The sequence below is a fragment of the Microbulbifer sp. SAOS-129_SWC genome (assembly GCF_039696035.1).
Lineage (GTDB): Bacteria > Pseudomonadota > Gammaproteobacteria > Pseudomonadales > Cellvibrionaceae > Microbulbifer.
Window position 1 is genome coordinate 779836 of the sequence record NZ_CP155567.1, and the last position, 18528, is coordinate 798363.

The following is an 18528-nucleotide window of genomic DNA, read 5'->3' on the forward strand; positions in this document are numbered from 1 at the left end:
CCTGTCTCCGTTATTTTTATGATGGTGCGACCCATTGTTCACGGTCACACTGTATTTGTCGAATCGGTCACAAAATCCGCATCCCGGCTTTTTCACGCCCGGCAGCGGCGGCGTGTATAATGCGCGCCTTCAATTTCCACCTTGTTCCACGTTGTAGCCACTGAAATTATGGGCCAGAGTTCCTCTCCCGCGGCACTGGCAGGCATTGCCGGCCGCCGTACCTTCGCGATCATCTCCCACCCGGACGCCGGTAAAACGACGGTGACCGAAAAGCTGCTGCTGTTCGGGAATGCGATCCAGCTGGCCGGCTCGGTCAAGGGCAAGAAGGGCCCGCACGCGCGCTCCGACTGGATGACCATGGAGCAGGAGCGGGGCATCTCGGTGACCTCCTCGGTCATGCAGTTCCCTTACAAAGATCGCACCGTCAACCTGCTGGATACCCCGGGGCACGAGGACTTCTCCGAGGACACCTACCGGGTGCTGACCGCGGTGGATTCCGCACTGATGGTGATCGACGGCGCCAAGGGCGTCGAGGACCGCACTATCAAGCTGATGAACGTGTGCCGCCTGCGCACCACGCCGATCCTGTCGTTTATCAACAAGCTCGACCGCGATATCCGCGACCCGATCGAGGTGATGGACGAGATCGAGGAGGTGCTGAATATCCAGGCGGCGCCGATCAACTGGCCGCTGGGCTCAGGCCAGCACTTCAAGGGCGTGTACAACCTCTACACCGACACCATCCACGTGTTCAAGCAGGGCCAGGGTCACACCATCCCCGAGGATGTGCAGATCAAGGGGCTGGACTCGGCCGAGGCGAGCGAACTGCTGGGCGAGGACGCCGACAACATTCGCGAAGAGATCGAGCTGGTGCGCGGCGCCACCCACGAGTTCGACCTGGAGGCCTACCGGAAAGGCGAGCTGACACCGGTGTTCTTCGGTACCGCGCTCGGCAACTTCGGCGTGCGCGAGATGCTCGACGGCTTTGTCGAGTGGGCGCCGGGTCCGCAGCCGCGTGAAACCAACGAGCGTATCGTGGAGCCGTCGGAAGAGAAGTTCTCGGGTTTCGTGTTCAAGATCCAGGCGAACATGGACCCGAAACACCGCGACCGCATTGCGTTTATGCGCGTATGCTCCGGTACCTACAGCCGCGGTATGAAAATGAAACACGTACGCCTGGGCAAAGACGTGAAGATTGCCGATGCGGTGACCTTTATGGCCGGTGACCGCACCCATGTGGAGGAGGCCATCGCCGGCGATATCATCGGCCTGCACAACCACGGCACCATCCAGATCGGCGACACCTTTAGCGAAGGGGAAAAGCTCAAGTTCACCGGTATCCCCAACTTCGCGCCGGAACTGTTCCGCCGCATCCGCCTGAAAGACCCGCTCAAGCTGAAGCAGCTGCAGAAGGGCCTGCAGCAGCTCTCGGAAGAGGGCTCCACCCAGGTGTTCTTCCCGCTGGACAACAACGACATTATCGTCGGCGCCGTGGGGGTGCTGCAGTTTGAAGTGGTCGCCTACCGCCTGAAGGACGAGTACAAGGTGGAAGCCATTTACGAAAACGTGAATGTGAACACCGCCCGCTGGGTCGACAGCGACAGCGCCAAGGAGCTGGATAACTTCAAGCGCAAGGCCAGCATCAACCTGGCGCTGGACGGCTCCGGCCACCTGACCTACTTGGCGCCGACACGGGTCAACCTGCAGCTGGCGGAAGAGCGTTACCCGGATGTCCGTTTTTACGCGACCCGCGAGCACTAATACGGGCACACACCCGGGGGCTTGGGCAGGGGGCGGCGCTGTGCGCATCGCTACTGAAGCCCGCGTGCATGCGAACGGGTAATAACATTGAGTGAAGAATTGACGTGAGTATTCCAAAACAACTGCCAGATGAAATGCCGCGTATTGGCAACCGGTTTACCAAGGCCATCGGCCTGCTGATCGTGAAAATGCTCGGCTGGCGTATCGAAGGCGAGTTCCCGCCGGAGAAAAAAGTGATGGTGGCGCTGGCCCCGCACACCTCCAACTGGGATTTTGTCGTCGCCATGCCGTTTATCATGGCACTGCGTCTCAAAGCGTCCTGGCTGATGAAGAAAGAGGCCTTCTTTTTTCCGTTCAAGAACCTGTTCAAATGGCTGGGCGGTATTCCCACTGATCGCAAGGCGCCGGGAGGCATGGCCAAGCAGGTGGCGGTCCAGTTCCGCGAGAATGAAAAAATGTGGGTGGCGATTACCCCCGAGGGCACCCGCAAGAAAACGGCGAAGTGGAAAAACGGCTTCCTGCGCATCGCCTATGCCGCGAATATCCCCATACTGCTGATAGCCTGGGATTTCACCAACAAGTGTATACGGGTGGACTCGCTGTATCGGCCCACCGGCGACCTGGATACCGATATGCACGAAATCCGCAAACGCTTTGACAAGTACCAGGGCCGCCACCCGCAAAATCAGTCGCCGGCGGTAGACTGACAGGAGGGGCGGATTACGGTCATGGATCTGAGCGGCGACCTGTCCCTCCTCACCCTGCTGGTCCTGACCGCAGTCGCCTTTGCTGCGGGATTTATCAGTGCCATCGCCGGCGGCGGTGGCATCATCACCCTGCCGGCGCTGCTGTGGGCCGGGGTTTCACCGCTGGATGCGCTGGGCACCAATAAGTTCCAGAGCGTCTTCGGCACCGCTTCATCGGCGCTCAACTATTTCCAGAAGGGCCACCTCGACTTCCGGCCGCTCGGGTCGGCGCTGGTGGCGGCGGTGTGCGGCTCCGCGCTGGGGACCTGGACTGTGACGCGGCTCGGCGGCGAACAACTGCAGACGCTGCTGCCGCTACTGCTGATTGCCATCGCCGTCTATTTCGCCTGTTCACCCCGCATCTCCGACCTCGACTCGCAACCGCGTATGAGCAACGGCTCTTTCAACCTGCTGGTGGGCAGCGGCGTTGGCTTTTACGGTGGATTCTTTGGCCCCGGTATGGGATCGATGAGTGCACTGGCATTCTCGGCACTACTCGGTTACAACATGCGCAGGGCTACCGCCCATACCAAACCGCTGGTGTTGGCCACCAACATCACCTCAATGGTGATCTTCATGGCCGGCGGCCACCTGCTGCCGTGGCTGGCCGTATCGATGTCCGCGGCGCAGTTCCTCGGAGCGCGGCTGGGATCCAACCTGGTGATTGCACGCGGAGCGGTGCTGATCAAACCGGTGCTCATCCTGGCCACCATCGCCGCCGCGATCAAGCTGTTGCTGGAGTCCTGACTATGCAAGTTGTGGTTACCCTGGGCCTTTCCTTTTTATTCTTCGCCCTGATAATCTGGGGGTTTATGCATATGCGCACTCCGCGCTTTCGCATGGATCGCACCCAATTCCGCCAGGGGTTGGAGGATGTCATTACCGGACAGGCGGATGACAACCATTGGCGCGTGTTGGTCGGCTACCCGATGCGCCACGACCCGGAACTGGAGCGGCTGCGGCGGGAATGCCTGGCCATCGAGGATGAAGAATACACCGGCGGGACGCCGTACCTGTTTACCGAGGCCGGTATCGAACGCCTGCGCGCGGTGCGCCACCGGCTGCTGCAACTGACTGAAAAAAACAACGAGTAAAGACTGGGGGCAAATCCATGTATAAACCACTGCTGACCCTGACCGGGGGGCTGGTCGCGGCGCTGGCGCTCAGCGCTGCGCAGGCGAAACCGCTGAGCCAGGAAGACCTGTCGGTCGCCGAAGTGCTGCGCGATCGCGCACTGCAATCCTCCGATGCCTACAGCATCGTCGAATCACTGACGGTCGAGGTGGGGCCGCGCCGCACCGGCACCGAGGGCGATAAGCGCGCGGTGGCCTGGGCAATGAACAAGATGCAGGAGCTCGGTTTCGACCGCGTCTACACCGAGCAGATTGCGGTGCCGCGTTGGCGTCGCGGCCACGCGCACGCGGAAGTGGTGGCACCCTTCCCGCAGCCGTTGGTGGTTACCTCTCTGGGCTACGGCGCGGCCACGCCGGAAGGCGGCCTGAGCGCGGATATCGTCGAGTTCGACGATGTGGATGCGCTGATCAACGCCCCGGCGGACGAGGTCAAGGGCAAGATCGCGTTTATCAACAAGCGCATGGAGCGCGCCCGCACCGGTGAGGGCTACGGCCCGGCGGTGAAGGGGCGCAGCCTTGGCATGCGCACCGCTGCCGAGAAGGGCGCCGTGGCGATGCTGCTGCGCTCCGTGGGCACCGACCACGACCGCATTCCCCACACCGGAATGATGTCCATCAACGACGTCGAAAATCCGATCCCGGCCCTGGCGCTGTCGGCCCCGGACGCCAACCAGCTGGAAGCCATGCTCAAGCGCGGCAAGCCGGTGCAGGTCAAACTCGACGTGGATACCGAACGCCTGGCCGATGGCCCCTCGTACAACGTGATCGGCGAAATCACTGGCCGCGAAAAGCCCGACGAAGCGGTTGTGATCGGTGCGCACCTGGACAGCTGGGACGAGGGCACCGGGGCCATCGACGACGGCGCCGGTGTGGGCATCGTGATGGAAACCGCACGCATGATCTCCGAATTGCCCCAGCGCCCGCGCCGCACCCTGCGTGTGGTCCTGTTCGGCGCCGAGGAGATCGGCCTGGTGGGTGCCGAGCAGTATGTGGAAGCACACCAGAGCGAGCTCGACAATATCGTCGCCGTGTCTGAATCCGATTTCGGTGCCGGAAAAATCTGGCGCTTCGACACCCGCATCCCCGACAACAAGTTCGATGTGGCCGACCAGATGATGCAGCTGCTCGCGCCGCTGGGTATCAAGCGCGGTAATAACAAGTCCCACGGCGGTTCCGACAGCGAGCCGTTCGTCGCCCGCGGCGTGCCGGCGTTCGGTCTCTACCAGGATGGTACCGATTACTTCGATTACCACCACACCGCCAACGACACCCTGGACAAGGTGGATCCAGACGATCTGAAGCAGAATGTGGCGGCGTGGATCGTGGTGTCTTTCCTCGCTGCGGAAATGCGGGATGACTTCGGCCGGATCCCCGCCGAGCACTGATTGCCGCACAAAAGCCGGTTGCGCCCAACAGCCGGCGACAGAACGCCACTTGAAGAGCCCCGCCCTGAGGCGGGGTTTTTTATACGCCTACAGTCTCTGGATTAGCCAGTGCGTCGCGATGACAGAAATAAGTAGTGACGATGACGTCAGCAGATAGCGCCGGTACCACAGAAATTGCCGCAAGGTGATCAGTATTGGCAGTACCGCCGACACGATCATCAGCTGCCCGGCCTCCACACCCAGATTGAAAGCCAATACCGCCACCAATTCCTGCCCCGCCGGCAAACCCAGTTCCCGCAGCACCGAAGCGAAGCCCATGCCGTGGACCAAGCCAAAGGCGAAACTCAGCCAGCCGAGCTTCACCACCACCGGGTAGAGGTTGTTCACCGCGGCGACGATCACCGAGGCGGCGATGCATACCTCCACCCAACGGCTGGGCACCGTGACCAGATCAAAGGCCACCGCACTCAGGGTAATCGAGTGGGCGACGGTAAACGCGGTTACGATCAGCGCGGTGGATACCATGATGGTCTTTGTATTTCTGGCCGCGATCCAGCGCCCGTGTCTGCGTTCGACGACGCACACCAGCAGCAGGCTGATCAGAAACAGCAAGTGATCGATACCCATTCCGATATGCAGTACACCCTGGGCAACATAAGTACGGAATGACTGCCACAGACCCAGGCTGGCGCGATCGAAGGTCAGGGTTTGCTTATTAATATCAATGACCTGCATGCCGCCGTTCGTGTCACCGGTGTTTTCACCGCGCTGTTGGCGCAGGCCGCGCACCGATACCAGCAGTTTGTGTTGGCGGCTTTGTGCAAAGAGCGCGGTGTATTTCAGTTGCAGCGGGCCGGCGCCAGTCCCGCGGCAGGTCACCGACAGCGGCACTACCAGATAGGCCAGGTTGACATGTGAATCCAGTGCCCAGTTACCGCCGAATACGGTTTCACAGGCTTGCTTGCCCTGTGAAAATTGCACGTGTCGACGCAGGTAACTGTCGATGGCCACGTGCTTCGACTGCAGTTCCCGCCACAGCAGCTGGCCGTCACCATTGCTGTCCAGCCCTACCGCCTGTTCCAGATCGAATAGGGCGAGTTGTAATTTTCCGCTGGCCTGTGTGCCGCCCAGTTCGGTGTTGAGATAGGCGGTGCTGAACTGGTGGCAGTAGCCGGGCACAGAGACGAGCAGGAATAATAGCGCGATTACTGTACGCATCAGAGGGCACTCTCTTGCATGCGGGGCTGCACTCGCGCCCGCGCGCGATCCAGCAGTAGGCGGTCGCGGGGTTCTTTGGCGTTACTGAAGTTTATTTTCGCCCAGCGCAGCGCACGCTGTGCGTCCCGGCATACATCCAGGTAGTAGCGGGCGATATTGGCCGCGTGCAGGTTATCGTGACGCTGTTCGCGCAGCTCGACGCGCTCGGCCATCTGCTGCTGCCAGTGGTCTCCGCCCAGCTGCTTTTCGGCCAGCGCCAATCGCAGCAGCAGGCCGTCATCGAGCGGGTTTCCGCCGGTATCCAGCGCCGACAGCTGTTGCAGAACCTGCCGGGCGGCGCCGCGCTCAAGCTGCAAGTCGGCCCACTGATCCCAGTAATAGCTGCTCTCCCGGTCCGGTTGTTGTTGCAGCCAGTACAGCGCCTGCTCGATCTTGCCGAGGCGTTGGGCCATGGCTGCCAGTGTATAGGCCATCCATGAACGCCGACCGTTTGCCGGCAGGCCGCTGCGCTTCACGGCATCTACCAGTGCCGAGTACTGCTGCGCGGGGGCGCCGCTGTCGGCAGCGGCATCCAGTGCGCAGAACTGTGCGCTGAGCAGGTCGCTGTTACCGATCAGCCGCAGGCAGGCCTGCCTGGCCTGCCGCGGTCGACCCTGGACCTGCAATACGCGGGCTTTCATGATCAGCATGTCACTGTTTTGCGGTGACAGCGCCAGCGCCCGCTGCAATGCCTGCAGGCTGTCGGAAAATTGGTGCTGATGCTGCAGCAGGTAGGCCCACTGATACCAGATTCGTGGATTGTCGGTGTTGTCCTCGATAAAAGGTTGCAGGCGGGCGGCGGCGATGTCGAAGTAAAAGCTCTGTCCGGGGCGCCGCGCGCGCCGCAATAATTCCTCTACCGTATTCAGTAGTGGCTGCGGATCTGCCGCTGTAGCCTGATCCTCTTGCTGGCGGTTGATGCGGGACTGGTCCGCGGGCCAGGTGGCGATGACGGTGGACTCGGAATCCGGCCGGTAGGAGGCAGCGTTGGCTACCGGAATGAACGTCCACAACAGGGCGAGCGCCAGGCCTGAGGATTTGCAGGCCGCAAGAAAAAGCCTTTTCGCCAGTCTGCTGAGCGGTGCAAAGAGGACCGGCGAGCCTGTCTTCGCAGCCATCTTGTACGGAATCATTGGCGGCTCCAGAAAAAACTGCAAAGGCACCGTTGCCGGTATCTTCGCAGCATGAGTAGAAAAACGTCAGGGCGGCCCTGCGAACGTGATCGCCAATTATTTGGCGCGCAGGGCCGCTACCGCTATTTACTGCAGCAGGTCGCTGTAACTGTTGGCATCCGCATCCTGAGTGAACTTGCGCCCATTGACCGGAAGAGGCTCGTCGTCTGCACTCTGGGCAAAGGCGGCGCGGCTATAGCTCTGGAAGCTCACCGTCTGGGCAACAATTTCCACGCTGACCGTCGCCGTGTCCGAGCCCGGTTGGCTGAAATTACCGTTGTCCACTTTCACCTGAAAGGAATCCTTACCGGTTATTCCGGGGTTGGGCTGGTAGCGGAAGCTACCGTCTTCTTCGGCCACAGTTACCGTGCCGAGCGTGGGCGCGGTTACCAGCAGGAATGTCACAGGATCCCCCTCGGGGTCGCTGGCCTCCAGTTGACCGTTATATGGCGTGTCGGCCTCGGTGGTGAAACTGAGGTCCATGATCTGTGGTGGCTGGTTGGCACGACGACGGCTACTGCTGTTGTCACAGCCGGTGAGCGCGGACGATAGAATCGAGCCGAGCAAAGCTAGCAGAATGAGTCTGTTGATGAGCATCTCGACCTCCTTACTTGGAACCCGGCAGGGGCGCGGCCAGGTAGGGGAAACTGTTATCCATCATCGAAGCATTCACTGGCGCGCCATCAGTAAAGGGTACGTTGCCGACATTGGCATCTTCCGGTGCGCACAATCCCAGGTCGGTGTCTTCACCGTTGATCGGAATCGGGTAGCAGAGTCGCCCCATCACCACACGCAGCGCGATATCCACTACATCATCACCCGGACGGCGGCCGTTGGGGAAGCCGGCCAGGTCGTCGCCAACGACCCCGAATGCGGATTGCTCTGCCGCCGGGGTTGCTGCTACACCGGTGTTCAGTCGCAGCATTTCTGATGGGGTGACGGATGCCTGCTGATTGAGACCTTTAAAGCCGGTCAGGAATGCGGCAACAAGGTCTGCGCGTGGAAAGTTGGTCGGCGCCAGAGTATCGAAGCTTGTACCAAGCGTGTTGTTGACCGCATCCTTGAACAGTATGTTCAGCAATTCCGGCAGGCTCGGGTGGGTGACGTAATCGGCGAACTGACCGTCATCCTTGGGTTCTGCGGACGAGAAGGTATCTTTATCTTTCAGGCCGATCACGAGTTCATTGACCAGAGGGCTGCCCAGTCGGGATACCTGTGTCAATGCGCCGCCGGCAACCTCCGGCTTGGAGAATTTGGCATTCGGATTGAGAATCCTGGCCTGTGGCAGGCTGGCCGTGGTCCACGCGCCGATGGTTCCGTTGCCGCCGCCAGTCAGGCACGACTTTGGAATTTCCAGTGCGAGAGTGGTCACGTTCTTTGTACGCAGGTCGTCATTGGTGGCGGACTGGGTAATGCCCCCGGGAAATCCTCCTGCATCACCGGCGCCCGGGGCACTGTCTCCCTCAACGGGCACATAGTTCACCAGGTCGAAGGTTTTGCCCAGGTTCACCACAAAGGGATCTTTGCGCTGTCCGACAAAGACTTTACCAATACCGCTACAGCCGGGAACGTTGATCGGATAGATAAATGATTTGGCGTAATCTTCGTAACCACTCAGAGAGCCAAACGTTTTGGTTCCGATAAAATCCAGCGGTTTGGAAAACTGGCTACTGGCATCGTCGGCGTTGACGATTTTCATAGCCGTGCCGGAACGGCGGTCGCCGGTCACCAGTGTCAGCGTGTAGGTTTCACTGAAGTTGGCTGCAGACATATCGGATGCGGATACGCCGCCGACATTTTTAAGCGGGACTGCGATATCACGCGTAGCACCATCGGGGCCAATCGTCAGTTTTACACCATCCCCGCCGGGAAGTGCCTGGGAAAAGCGAAATTGATAGGTCAGGTCTTCCACTGCATCGCCATCGTTATCCACGTGGATGCTGTACACCGCGTTGGGGTCCATCGCGAAGTAATTGGGGCCGCCGTAGGCATCCTGCAGAGGGATGTAATTGGCGATGAGCGTGACGTAGCTGCCGCGCCCGCTTTCGTAACTGTTAAAGGCATAGAAATCGGTGGAGTCGACCGTCGGCAGACGGGTGATGTTGGGGGCTTCGCGGTGGCTGGAAGCCAGGCTGGTCGTCGTGACAATCATGGAGCAGAGGGCGGCGAGTAGTGCCGATTTTCTTCCTTGAGTCATGTCTTGATCCCTTGGTATGTGAACGTTGTGAGGAATGCTGTTGTAAAAATATTTTCCAACAAGCTGATTGAACGGCCTGCAGTGGCCGAATCACAGATCAGGCGTTCTAGTGCCTGATCTGCAATGAATGGTCACCGGTTGTGTGCCGAAAACCCCGGCTGGTAAAGTCCTGGTGCGGTCCTTTTCAACAGCCTGCCTCAACTTACGCAGGGAATCGGAAAACGGATTCAGAAAGTCCGTGTTTGTGCAAAAGTATTGTGAAACCATCAATATTCCGGAGAAGATATAGGCGCCCACCAGTCGGTTTTTATGCGTTGGATCGACGGAGATAGTCCGTGTGATTGACGGTTTCGATGCAAGTGAATAATGTTGGGATCCAGCGGGTTTCGCGGGCAAATGCGATGCGGAGTCGTGCCGGGGCGAGGCTCGACGCTCGGGTTTATGGCATGTGATGAGAGCGGCGCCATCTGGGATATCAGTTATCTCGTGGAAATTTCATATTCAATGTTGCTGCGTGCAAGGATTGATCCTGTGTCTGATTTTTCCATCGGTGCGATAGAGAAGCGCAGCAAAGCGGGCGTATAAAATGAAGTGCGATACCGCAGCGGATCACTGGCGGTTTACATTGGGCTGTCATGCTCGAGCCAGACGTATCCCGTGCCCCACAATGTTGTCCTATTGTGCGCGGAATCATTTCTGCCGCCGAATCCCCAGGTCGGGGTTGGTATTTCGTCCGCCGGGGAGGGCAATCCTGCACTATCTTTTCTTCCATCGGAATCACCGATTTGAATGTTTTAAAGGACACCAGTTGAGGGGGATTGAGCGCCATGAGTAAAGAGGAGCAGAGCCGAACCACCAACGACGCCGGCATTCCAGTCGCCAGTGACGAGTATTCTCTGACCGTTGGTGCCGATGGCACCACCCCGCTGTAGGATTACTACCTGATCGGGCAGATGGCCAACTTTAGTCGTGAGCGGATTCCCGAGCGTCAGCCGCACGCCAGGGGCTCCGGTGCCTTCGGTGATTTCGAGGTGACGCGGGAGGTCAGTGCCTATACCCGGGCCGCGGTATTCCAGCCGGGCAGCAAACCCAAACCCTGATTCGATTTTCCACCGTGGCCGGCGAGCACAGCAGCCCGGATACTTGGCGTGATCCGCGCGGTTTCGCACTGAAGTTTTTACACCAGTGAGGATGGCTACGACCCGGCGGAAAACAATACTCCGGTATTTTTTATTCGCGATCCGATGAAGTTCCAGCATTTTATCCATTCTCAGAAGTGTCGGGAGGAGGACGCTTTTTCGCAGTCGGGCAAACTGGTGCGCGAGGTTATGGATGATTCGGCGCGGAAGCGGCTGGTGTCAAATATGGCGGGCCACCTGCAGGGGGGCTCCGACGAGATACTGCAGCGTGCTTTCGAATACTGACCAAGGTGGACAAGGATATCGGCGAGCGCATCGAGCAGGGTGTCAAAGGCAATTAACGTCGGCACGTGCGGGGATGCGCGCGGACCGTCCCGCCCGCGAACCTGGTGGTATTTTCCTTTGCACGGGGAGGATCGAGTGCAATTTCACATAGGCACATCAGGCTGGGTGTATCCGCACTGGCGCGAACGTTTCTATCCCGCTGAACTGCCCGAACCGGAGTGGCTTTCGTTTTACGCCGGCCAGTTGCAGAGCGTGGAAATCAATCGCAGTTTTTATCGCCTGCCCACGCGTGAAAACTTTCTCTGCTGGCACGATGCCACCCCGGACGGCTTCGTCTTTGCAGTCAAGGCGAGTCGCTATATCACCCATATGAGGAACCTGCTGCAGCCGCGGGAAACGCTGCCGCCGCTGCTCGACGCCGTCGCGGCACTGGGCGACAAGCTGGGACCACTACTGTTCCAGTTGCCGCCGCGCTGGAACGCCAACCGCGAGCGGCTGGAGGCCTTCCTGCGGGTCCTGCCCAGAGGCTTGCAGGTGGTGTTCGAACTGCGCAACCAATCCTGGCACAGTGAGGAGATCCTGGCGCTGCTGGCGGACTTCAATGCTGCCTTCTGCATTTACGATCTGGGCGGTATTACCAGCCCGCGGGAGATCACTGCCGATTTCCTCTACCTGCGCCTGCACGGCCCTGTCGATACCTATCGCGGTTACTACGATGTCGCGACACTCAGGCGCTGGGCGCGATGGCTGCGCGAGCAGCGGGTAGACCGGGCCTACATCTATTTCGATAACGACGAAAGTGCCTACGCCGTGCGCAATGCGCTGGAACTGCGTCGCCTGCTGAATCGTCCGGACTAGCGCTGCTCGCCGCGCAGTACCGACACCTGCGTCTGCAGCGTTTCTGCCCGCGCCACCGCCGCATCCAGCGGTGCACCCGCCACCACGCTCACCTTCGACCAGAATCGTTTCGGCCAGGTGGTAAACGCGTGGCCACCCTTGTGGCTGAAAAAACTGCCCCAGAGGCCGCGCAGGGCCATCGGGATGACCGGCACCGGCGTGCGCTGGAGGATCCTCTCGATCCCCGCCTTGAAGGGCCCGAGCTCGCCGTCTGTGGTCAGCTGTCCCTCGGGGAATATGCACAGCAGATCGCCGTCCTTCAGCCCCTGTTCTATTTCCGCAAAGGCCTGCTCGTAACCGTCGGGATCCTGCTTGCGGGAGCAGATCGGGATGGCGCGGCCGGTGCGGAAAATAAAATGCAGCACCGGAATCTCGTAGATCGGCTTGTACATGATAAAGCGGATCGGGCGGCGCACCGCGCCGGCCAGCAGTAGCGCATCCACATAGCTGACGTGGTTGCAGGCAATGATCGCCGGGCCCTCGGTGGGGATCTGTTCCAGGCCCTCGTGATTGACCCGGTACATGGTGTGGGACAGCAGCCAGATCAGCAGGCGCATGGCGAACTCGGGCACCCTGGCGAAGACGAACACCGCCACCGCGGCGTTCATGATCGCGATGACGAGGAAGAACTGCGGAATGCTGGCGTGCAGCAGGTTCAGGAAGACGATACCCAGAATCGCCGAAACCACCATGAATAACGAGTTCATCACGTTGTTCACCGAGATGATACGCGCGCGAATCGCCGCTGCCGAGCGCTCCTGCATCATCGCGTACAGCGGCACGATATAGAAACCGCCGAAAATACCGATCAGCGTCAGGCAGCCGAGAATTGGCGCCGCGCCGTCGCTGTGCCAGAAGGCGGCCAGCGTCGCCTCGGGCGGGGGCACGAAGCTGCCGCCGGCGGCCGCGAGGCCAATGCCCGCCAGGGTCAGCCCGGCCGCCCCCAGCGGCACCAGCCCCAGCTCGATGCGCCCGCCGGACAGGCGTTCGCAGGCCAGCGAACCGATCGCGATCCCGATGGTGAAGTTACACAGCAACAGCGTGACCAGCGCTTCGCTGCCGCCGAGCACATTGCGGGTAAAACTGGGGATCTGGGTCAGGTAGGCGGCGCCCAGCAGCCAGAACCAGGAGATACCGATAATGGCGTAGAACACCGAGGGTGTCTTCGCGGCCTCGCGCAGAACGTTGACTGTCTGCGATACCGGGTTGAAGTTGATCTGCAGTTCCGGCGCCGCCGCCGGTGCGCGCGGTATCGCGCGGCAGATGGCGTAACCGCCCAGCGCCGCGGCCATGATCACGACACCCAGGTAGAGGACGCCGTGCTCGCCGCTACCGGTCAGTCCGGCCAGCAGGCCGCCGACGATGGTGCCGGCGAGAATGGCGACAAAGGTGCCCATCTCCACCAGTGCGTTGCCGCCCACCAGTTCGGATTTCTTCAGGTGCTGCGGCAGGATGGCATATTTCACCGGGCCGAAGAACGCCGATTGCACGCCGAGCAGGAACAGGATCGCCAGGCACAGCACATTGTTGCCGCTCACCAGCGCCGCCACGCCGAAAATACCGATGCCGATCTCGGCCAGCTTGACCAGCCGGATCAGGCGGCTCTTGTCATACTTGTCCGCCAATTGCCCGGCAGTGGCGGAAAACAGGAAAAACGGCAGGATGAACAGGCCTGCGGCCACATTGATCAGGGTGTTGGCCTCGCTGGCGGCGAGGCGAAAGGCGATCATCACGATCAGCGCGTTCTTGAACACATTGTCATTGAAGGCGCCCAGGAACTGGGTCAGGAAGAACGGCAGAAAGCGGCGGCTGGCCAGCAGCTGGAACTGGTTGTTGTGGGCCATAGGCGCAGTCCCCTTTGGGTGGTTTAGCGGTTTTCGAGACCCATGTTACGCAAATTGTGGTTGCGGGTCAGTGTGGGGCGGGCACAAAAAAGCCCCGCCGGGGCGGGGCTCTCTTATTTCAAGCGATCGGGGCTGTTACCAGATCACCACGCGCTTGTCTTTCGGCAGGTACATCTTGTCCCCTTTCTTCACATCGAATGCCTGGTAGAAGGCGGCGATGTTCGGCAGGACGCCCTGTACCCGGTACTGGCCCGGCGAGTGCGGGTTGGTCTTGATCAGCTGGCTCAGGGCTTCATCGCGGGACTTGCCGCGCCATACCTGGGCCCAGCCCATAAACAGGCGCTGGTCGCCGGTAAAGCCATCGATCACCGGCGCTTTTTTGCCGTTCAGGGACTTCTGGTATGCCTTGTAGGCAATGCCGAGACCGGACAGGTCGCCGATGTTCTCACCCAGGGTCAGCTTGCCGTTGACGTGCTCGCCCGGCAGCGGCTCGAAGCTGTTGTACTGGGCCACCAGCTTTCCGGTCAGCTGTTCGAAGTTGCTGCGATCGGAGTCGGTCCACCAGTTGTTCAGGTAGCCCTTGCCGTCGTACTTGCTGCCCTGGTCGTCGAAACCGTGGCCGATTTCGTGGCCGATGACACCGCCGATGGCGCCGTAGTTAACCGCGTCATCTGCGTCCGGGTTGAAGAACGGCGGCTGCAGAATCGCTGCCGGGAACACGATTTCGTTCATCGGCGGATTGTAGTAAGCATTCACGGTCTGCGGATACATGTGCCATTCGTGGCGGTCAACCGGCTGGCCGAGTTTGCTGCGGTCGTAGTTGGTATCGAACTTACGGGCGGCCAGAACATTGCCGACCAGGCTGTCGCCGCTGACTTTGAGCGCGTCGTAATTGCGCCACTTGTCCGGGTAGCCGATCTTCACGGTGAAGTTGTCGAGCTTTTCCAGTGCTTTTTTCTTGGTGTCGGCACTCATCCAGGTCAGGGTCTGGATGGAATCGCGGTAGGCGTCCAGCAGGTTGTTGACCAGGCCCACCATGCGCGCCTTGGCTTCGGGCGGGAAGTTCTTGGTTACATAGCGCTTGCCCACCAGTTCGCCGGCGGCGCCATTGACGAAGTTTACGGCGCGCTTCCAGCGCGGTTCCATTTCGGTAACGCCGCGGATCTTGGTGCCGTAGAAATCGAAATTCAGCTGCGCCAGGTCTTTTTCCATGTAGCGGGCCATGGAGCTCAACAGCTTGACCTTGAAGTAGCGCTTCCAGGTGGGGATATCGGTATCGGCGATGATCTTGCTGGCTGCCGCGAAGTAGTCCGGCTGGTTGACGATTACGTCTTTGACATTTTCCAGCTGGGCGGTGGGCAGGTAGTCTTTCCAGTCGATTGCCGGGACCATGGCTTCCAGTTCTGCCACAGTCTTTTTGTTGTAGGTCTTTTCGTCGTCGCGGTTCTCGACGCGGGTCCACTGGTGCTTGGCGAGACTCTTTTCCAGGTTGTACAGCGTCTTGGCACCGGCTTTGGCATCGCTCATGCCGGCCAGTTCCTGCAGCTTGGTCAGGTAGTCGATGTACGCGGCCTGGAGTTTCTTGCCTTTTTCGGAGTCATCGAAATAGTAGTCGCGGTCGGGCAGGCCCAGGCCTGACTGGGAGAAGTAGGCGATGTAGTGGTCGACGTCTTTGGCATCCTGGTTGATGTAGATACCAAAGGGAGCGTCGTAGCCGATGGCATCGGCGTAGGCAAAGTATTGGGACAGGTCGGCGCGGTTTTTGATCGCATCGATCTTGGCGATTTCACCATCGAGTGCCGCGAGACCTTTGGCCTCGATCTGCTTTTCATTCATGAAGCTGTTGTACAGCGCGCCAATTTTGGCAGAGTCGGCGTCGTCGGAGTGCTTGCCGGCATCGAGAATAATGGCCTTGACCTGCGCAGTGCTCTGGTCGCGCAACTTGTCGAATACGCCCCAGCGGGATTTGTCGGCCGGGATTTTGGTCTTGCTCAGCCAGGTGCCGTTGACGTAGTCGAAGAAGTCGTCCTGCGGGCGAACCTTGGTGTTCATGGCAGACAGGTCGATACCAGAGCCCAGCTGGGTCTGTTCGGCGCTGGCAGTGGTGGTCTTGGCAGGCTGGGCGCTGGCCTGGTCGGCGGGCGCCTCGGATTTGGAGCAGCCGGCAACCAGGCCGGCAATGGCGAGAGAAAGCAGTAATTTGTTCATTTTTGGCCTTTTATCGAAGAATGTTAGGCGTATTTTCCTGTTGGATATTACGCCCCATGGGCGCCGGGGGGCAACCGGGCTGCGGCCGGGCGTCGCCGGAGTTCGGTGAGTGGTCAGAGTGTGACTGGTCTGATGGGAGTGGTCATGATTGCGCCCGGCCGGGACGGTAAAACAAAAAGCCCCGCATCAGCGGGGCTCTGGGGATCAATCCTTCAGCTGGAAGGTGATCGGCAGGGTGAACTTGAAGCCGCTCTTGACCAGCTGCGCCGGCGCGGAGGGGTAGGGGCTGGCGTCGCGGACCGCCTCGCGGGCGGCGCGGTTCAGGGCGCTGAAGCGGGAGTCCTGCAGCCCCTGCACATCGGTGACCTGGCCGTTGGCGTTGATCGTCACGGACAGCATCACGGTGCCTTCCTGACCGCGCTGCTGAGCGCGTTTCGGGTACTTGATGAAGCCGTAGGTGTAACGCAGCAGCTGCGAGTGGTAGAGCTGGCGGGCCAGGATCAGGTCGGCAGTCAGCGGCGCTTCGTCTTCATCTTCATCGTCTTCGTCAGCCGGTACCGGTGCGCGCTTGGCGACGGTCTTGGCTGGTTTCGACTTGCTCGGTTGCGGCTTGCTCGACTTCGGTGTGGTGGCTTTCTTGGCCGCGGAGGCGGCCTTGTCGCCGATGGAGGCGAGGGTGGGCGGCGGAATGTCGGCGGAGGCGAGCGGGGCTTTGGGCTTGGGTTTGTCCATCGCCGGCTCGGCACTGGCAACGGTTTCTTCTTCAGCTGCCGCGCTGCGTGCCTGCACCTGTTCGCGCACCTGGGCTACGCGCGTGCTGCCCGGCTTCAGTAATTCATAGCGGCCGAGCATGCCCGAGTCCACGTCGCCGGCTGCCAGCAGCCCGTCGCGAAACTCGCTGGAGGGCGGTACTGCACCGACCCAGGCGCGCAGCAGGGTGTTGAAGAAGTTGCGGTCTTCCACTTTCCCCAGAGTGACGCCGTTCAGGGCGACAGTGGTTGTGCCGGAAGCCGGGGTGAAGTCGACGCTCAAATGGTCGCCTTTCTTGAGGCGACCGTGAAACATTTTGGCGAAGGTCACCATGTTGTCAGCCTGGCCGCTGAGGGTAGAGCTGGGATTGTTGATGGCGATGCCTTCCATCCACTGGTTGCGGAAGCGACGTGCGGACAGGCTGTCGGCGATAATCCGGACCTCCAGACGGCGCGGCGTACCATTGTCGAGCAGGGAACTTGCGCTTTCCGCCAGTGGATCGGCGTACACCGCGGCGATATAGCGGTCCTTGTTGAATTCCTGACCCAGGGCGAGTCCGTTTAGAAGAGGTGCGGCTTGGACGGATAACGCCGTCGCAAATACCATCAGGGCGATGACGAATTTTATCGGTTTCATGGTCGATCGATGTCTATTATTTCCGGACGGGATGGATCCGGCGGATAAGCGTTTCGGCAGCCCCTCCCCCGAGGTGTGCCGGCCAGATCAATTATTGTGCGAAACCCCCGGCACAATGGAACAATTTAATCTGAACTGTGCCTAACTCTACTTCAACTGCAATGGAGTTCAAGCCTGAAACGGGTAGAATGTCTCGTTTTCTCAAAATTGAACCGTTGCAGGGAAGACAGTGGTCACCTTTCGATAGAATGCACTGGCTTGGTGCTGTATTTTCCAAGGTCTGATTACGCAAAGGTTCCGGCAGCCGTTCCGCCCGGGACTTTCATTTATTCACAGATAAGTTTTAACCGGATGGATAGTAAACCACTCAGTGAGTATCCGCGCGATGCCGTGGATCGCCTGTTAAATGTCATTCATTTATTTCGCGATATTCGTGCGAGTAGCGAATGGCAGTACGACGTACTGCTGAAACGCTCGCGGCTGGTCAGTCTGCAGGCTGGTGAACAATTATTGAGCGCAGGCGATGTAGATCATTGGGTCTATTTCCTGTTGCGCGGTGAGCTGCATGTGTTGATGGATGTGCAGAGTGAGCCCGCTGCGGCTGGAGAGCGGCCGCTGGCCGTGATTCGCCCCGGCGAGGTCTTCGGCGATCTGTCCATGCTGCTGGCCGAACCGCGCAGTGCCACCATTATCGCGGCGCCCGGCAGCAGAGATATTCAGGTGCTGAGCGTGGACTGCACGTTATTTGGCGACCTGGAGGATTTTTCGCTGCTGCACCTGCCGACCAAGCTGGTGTTTTACCGCAATATGGTGCACTCCCTGCGCTGGAAACTGGAGGTTTATCGCTCCAAGTACCCGGACAACCAGCTGGCCGACAGCCACCGCAAGCTGAAACTGTATACCGGCCCCAAAAACTGCCGCGAAGAACTGTTGTCCCTCGCCGAGCAGGCCCGCTCCCTTGCCCGGATCCTGCTGGACTGGAATGCCGAATTCGGCAGCGGTCAGTTGATGGACGAGACATCCGACATGTCGGATTTTCTCGAGACCATGCTCTCCTGAGTTCCCGCCGGCAGAATTGCGCACGGGATTTGCATTCCCTTTTAGTACTGGTAGTACAG

Annotated in this window: 14 protein-coding genes and 2 pseudogenes; 9 read left to right on the plus strand and 7 right to left on the minus strand. The window is 60.0% G+C overall.

The window, feature by feature from the left end:
- The first annotated feature begins 168 nt into the window (after positions 1-168).
- The 5 genes from prfC to ABDK11_RS03315 all read left to right on the plus strand — a co-directional run bounded on the left by prfC (position 169) and on the right by ABDK11_RS03315 (position 5025).
- Positions 169-1761 (plus strand): peptide chain release factor 3, encoded by a 1593-nt coding sequence (gene prfC, locus ABDK11_RS03295; protein ID WP_346838875.1) that lies wholly within the window; start codon positions 169-171, stop codon positions 1759-1761.
- 104 nt (positions 1762-1865) lie between these two features.
- A complete protein-coding gene (locus ABDK11_RS03300) occupies positions 1866-2468 on the plus strand; it encodes a 1-acyl-sn-glycerol-3-phosphate acyltransferase (RefSeq protein ID WP_346838876.1) in 603 nt (200 codons plus the stop codon).
- A 21-nt stretch (positions 2469-2489) separates the two neighbouring features.
- The gene (locus ABDK11_RS03305; RefSeq protein WP_346838877.1) at positions 2490-3254 is read left to right on the plus strand and encodes a TSUP family transporter; all 765 of its coding nucleotides are present in this window, start codon (positions 2490-2492) and stop codon (positions 3252-3254) included.
- 2 nt (positions 3255-3256) lie between these two features.
- The gene (locus ABDK11_RS03310; RefSeq protein WP_346838878.1) at positions 3257-3601 is read left to right on the plus strand and encodes a hypothetical protein; all 345 of its coding nucleotides are present in this window, start codon (positions 3257-3259) and stop codon (positions 3599-3601) included.
- Positions 3602-3618: 17 nt separating this feature from the next.
- A complete protein-coding gene (locus ABDK11_RS03315; protein ID WP_346838879.1) occupies positions 3619-5025 on the plus strand; it encodes a M20/M25/M40 family metallo-hydrolase in 1407 nt (468 codons plus the stop codon).
- A gap of 87 nt (positions 5026-5112) precedes the next feature.
- On the opposite strand, the gene ABDK11_RS03320 is transcribed toward ABDK11_RS03315, so the two are convergent.
- The 4 genes from ABDK11_RS03320 to ABDK11_RS03335 all read right to left on the minus strand — a co-directional run bounded on the left by ABDK11_RS03320 (position 5113) and on the right by ABDK11_RS03335 (position 9651).
- The gene (locus ABDK11_RS03320; RefSeq protein WP_346838880.1) at positions 5113-6243 is read right to left on the minus strand and encodes a HupE/UreJ family protein; all 1131 of its coding nucleotides are present in this window, start codon (positions 6241-6243) and stop codon (positions 5113-5115) included.
- Positions 6243-7415, minus strand: a complete 1173-nt coding sequence (locus tag ABDK11_RS03325; protein WP_346838881.1) for a tetratricopeptide repeat protein — start codon at positions 7413-7415, stop codon at positions 6243-6245. Before ABDK11_RS03325 ends, ABDK11_RS03320 begins: the two co-directional genes overlap by 1 nt.
- A gap of 126 nt (positions 7416-7541) precedes the next feature.
- Complete coding sequence (locus ABDK11_RS03330) at positions 7542-8051, minus strand: Ig-like domain-containing protein (protein WP_346838882.1); 510 nt, start codon at positions 8049-8051, stop codon at positions 7542-7544.
- A 10-nt stretch (positions 8052-8061) separates the two neighbouring features.
- A complete protein-coding gene (locus ABDK11_RS03335) occupies positions 8062-9651 on the minus strand; it encodes a DUF4331 domain-containing protein (protein WP_346838883.1) in 1590 nt (529 codons plus the stop codon).
- Between the two features lie 953 nt (positions 9652-10604).
- On the opposite strand from ABDK11_RS03335, the pseudogene ABDK11_RS03340 reads away from it, so the two are divergent.
- The 3 genes and pseudogenes from ABDK11_RS03340 (at position 10605) to ABDK11_RS03350 (ending at position 11933) form a co-directional block, all read left to right on the plus strand.
- A pseudogene (locus ABDK11_RS03340) lies at positions 10605-10840 on the plus strand (catalase).
- A pseudogene (locus ABDK11_RS03345) lies at positions 10839-11075 on the plus strand (catalase-related domain-containing protein); the annotation flags it as partial. The pseudogenes ABDK11_RS03340 and ABDK11_RS03345, both read left to right, overlap by 2 nt.
- A 135-nt stretch (positions 11076-11210) precedes the next feature.
- Complete coding sequence (locus tag ABDK11_RS03350) at positions 11211-11933, plus strand: DUF72 domain-containing protein (protein ID WP_346838884.1); 723 nt, start codon at positions 11211-11213, stop codon at positions 11931-11933.
- Here ABDK11_RS03350 and ABDK11_RS03355 read toward each other — a convergent pair.
- The 3 genes from ABDK11_RS03355 to ABDK11_RS03365 all read right to left on the minus strand — a co-directional run bounded on the left by ABDK11_RS03355 (position 11930) and on the right by ABDK11_RS03365 (position 17410).
- Positions 11930-13816 carry an MFS transporter gene (locus ABDK11_RS03355; protein ID WP_346838885.1) on the minus strand — a complete coding sequence of 629 codons (1887 nt, stop codon included), beginning with the start codon at positions 13814-13816 and terminating at the stop codon, positions 11930-11932. The genes ABDK11_RS03350 and ABDK11_RS03355 overlap by 4 nt on opposite strands.
- 135 nt (positions 13817-13951) lie before the next feature.
- A complete protein-coding gene (locus ABDK11_RS03360; protein WP_346838886.1) occupies positions 13952-16024 on the minus strand; it encodes a M13-type metalloendopeptidase in 2073 nt (690 codons plus the stop codon).
- 204 nt (positions 16025-16228) lie between these two features.
- Positions 16229-17410, minus strand: a complete 1182-nt coding sequence (locus tag ABDK11_RS03365; RefSeq protein ID WP_346838887.1) for a TonB family protein — start codon at positions 17408-17410, stop codon at positions 16229-16231.
- A 351-nt stretch (positions 17411-17761) separates the two neighbouring features.
- On the opposite strand from ABDK11_RS03365, the gene ABDK11_RS03370 reads away from it, so the two are divergent.
- A complete protein-coding gene (locus ABDK11_RS03370) occupies positions 17762-18469 on the plus strand; it encodes a cyclic nucleotide-binding domain-containing protein (protein ID WP_346838888.1) in 708 nt (235 codons plus the stop codon).
- Positions 18470-18528 lie beyond the last annotated feature (59 nt).

Bases quoted from the DNA above. Each gene is read 5' to 3' on its own strand.
- ABDK11_RS03315 (WP_346838879.1), top strand. From the start codon at position 3,619: ATGTATAAACCACTGCTGACCCTGACCGGGGGGCTGGTCGCGGCGCTG.
- ABDK11_RS03325 (WP_346838881.1), bottom strand. From the start codon at position 7,415: ATGATTCCGTACAAGATGGCTGCGAAGACAGGCTCGCCGGTCCTCTTT.
- prfC (WP_346838875.1), top strand. From the start codon at position 169: ATGGGCCAGAGTTCCTCTCCCGCGGCACTGGCAGGCATTGCCGGCCGC.
- ABDK11_RS03305 (WP_346838877.1), top strand. From the start codon at position 2,490: ATGGATCTGAGCGGCGACCTGTCCCTCCTCACCCTGCTGGTCCTGACC.
- ABDK11_RS03320 (WP_346838880.1), bottom strand. From the start codon at position 6,243: ATGCGTACAGTAATCGCGCTATTATTCCTGCTCGTCTCTGTGCCCGGC.
- ABDK11_RS03335 (WP_346838883.1), bottom strand. From the start codon at position 9,651: ATGACTCAAGGAAGAAAATCGGCACTACTCGCCGCCCTCTGCTCCATG.
- ABDK11_RS03365 (WP_346838887.1), bottom strand. From the start codon at position 17,410: ATGAAACCGATAAAATTCGTCATCGCCCTGATGGTATTTGCGACGGCG.
- ABDK11_RS03310 (WP_346838878.1), top strand. From the start codon at position 3,257: ATGCAAGTTGTGGTTACCCTGGGCCTTTCCTTTTTATTCTTCGCCCTG.
- ABDK11_RS03355 (WP_346838885.1), bottom strand. From the start codon at position 13,816: ATGGCCCACAACAACCAGTTCCAGCTGCTGGCCAGCCGCCGCTTTCTG.
- ABDK11_RS03370 (WP_346838888.1), top strand. From the start codon at position 17,762: ATGGATAGTAAACCACTCAGTGAGTATCCGCGCGATGCCGTGGATCGC.
- ABDK11_RS03330 (WP_346838882.1), bottom strand. From the start codon at position 8,051: ATGCTCATCAACAGACTCATTCTGCTAGCTTTGCTCGGCTCGATTCTA.
- ABDK11_RS03360 (WP_346838886.1), bottom strand. From the start codon at position 16,024: ATGAACAAATTACTGCTTTCTCTCGCCATTGCCGGCCTGGTTGCCGGC.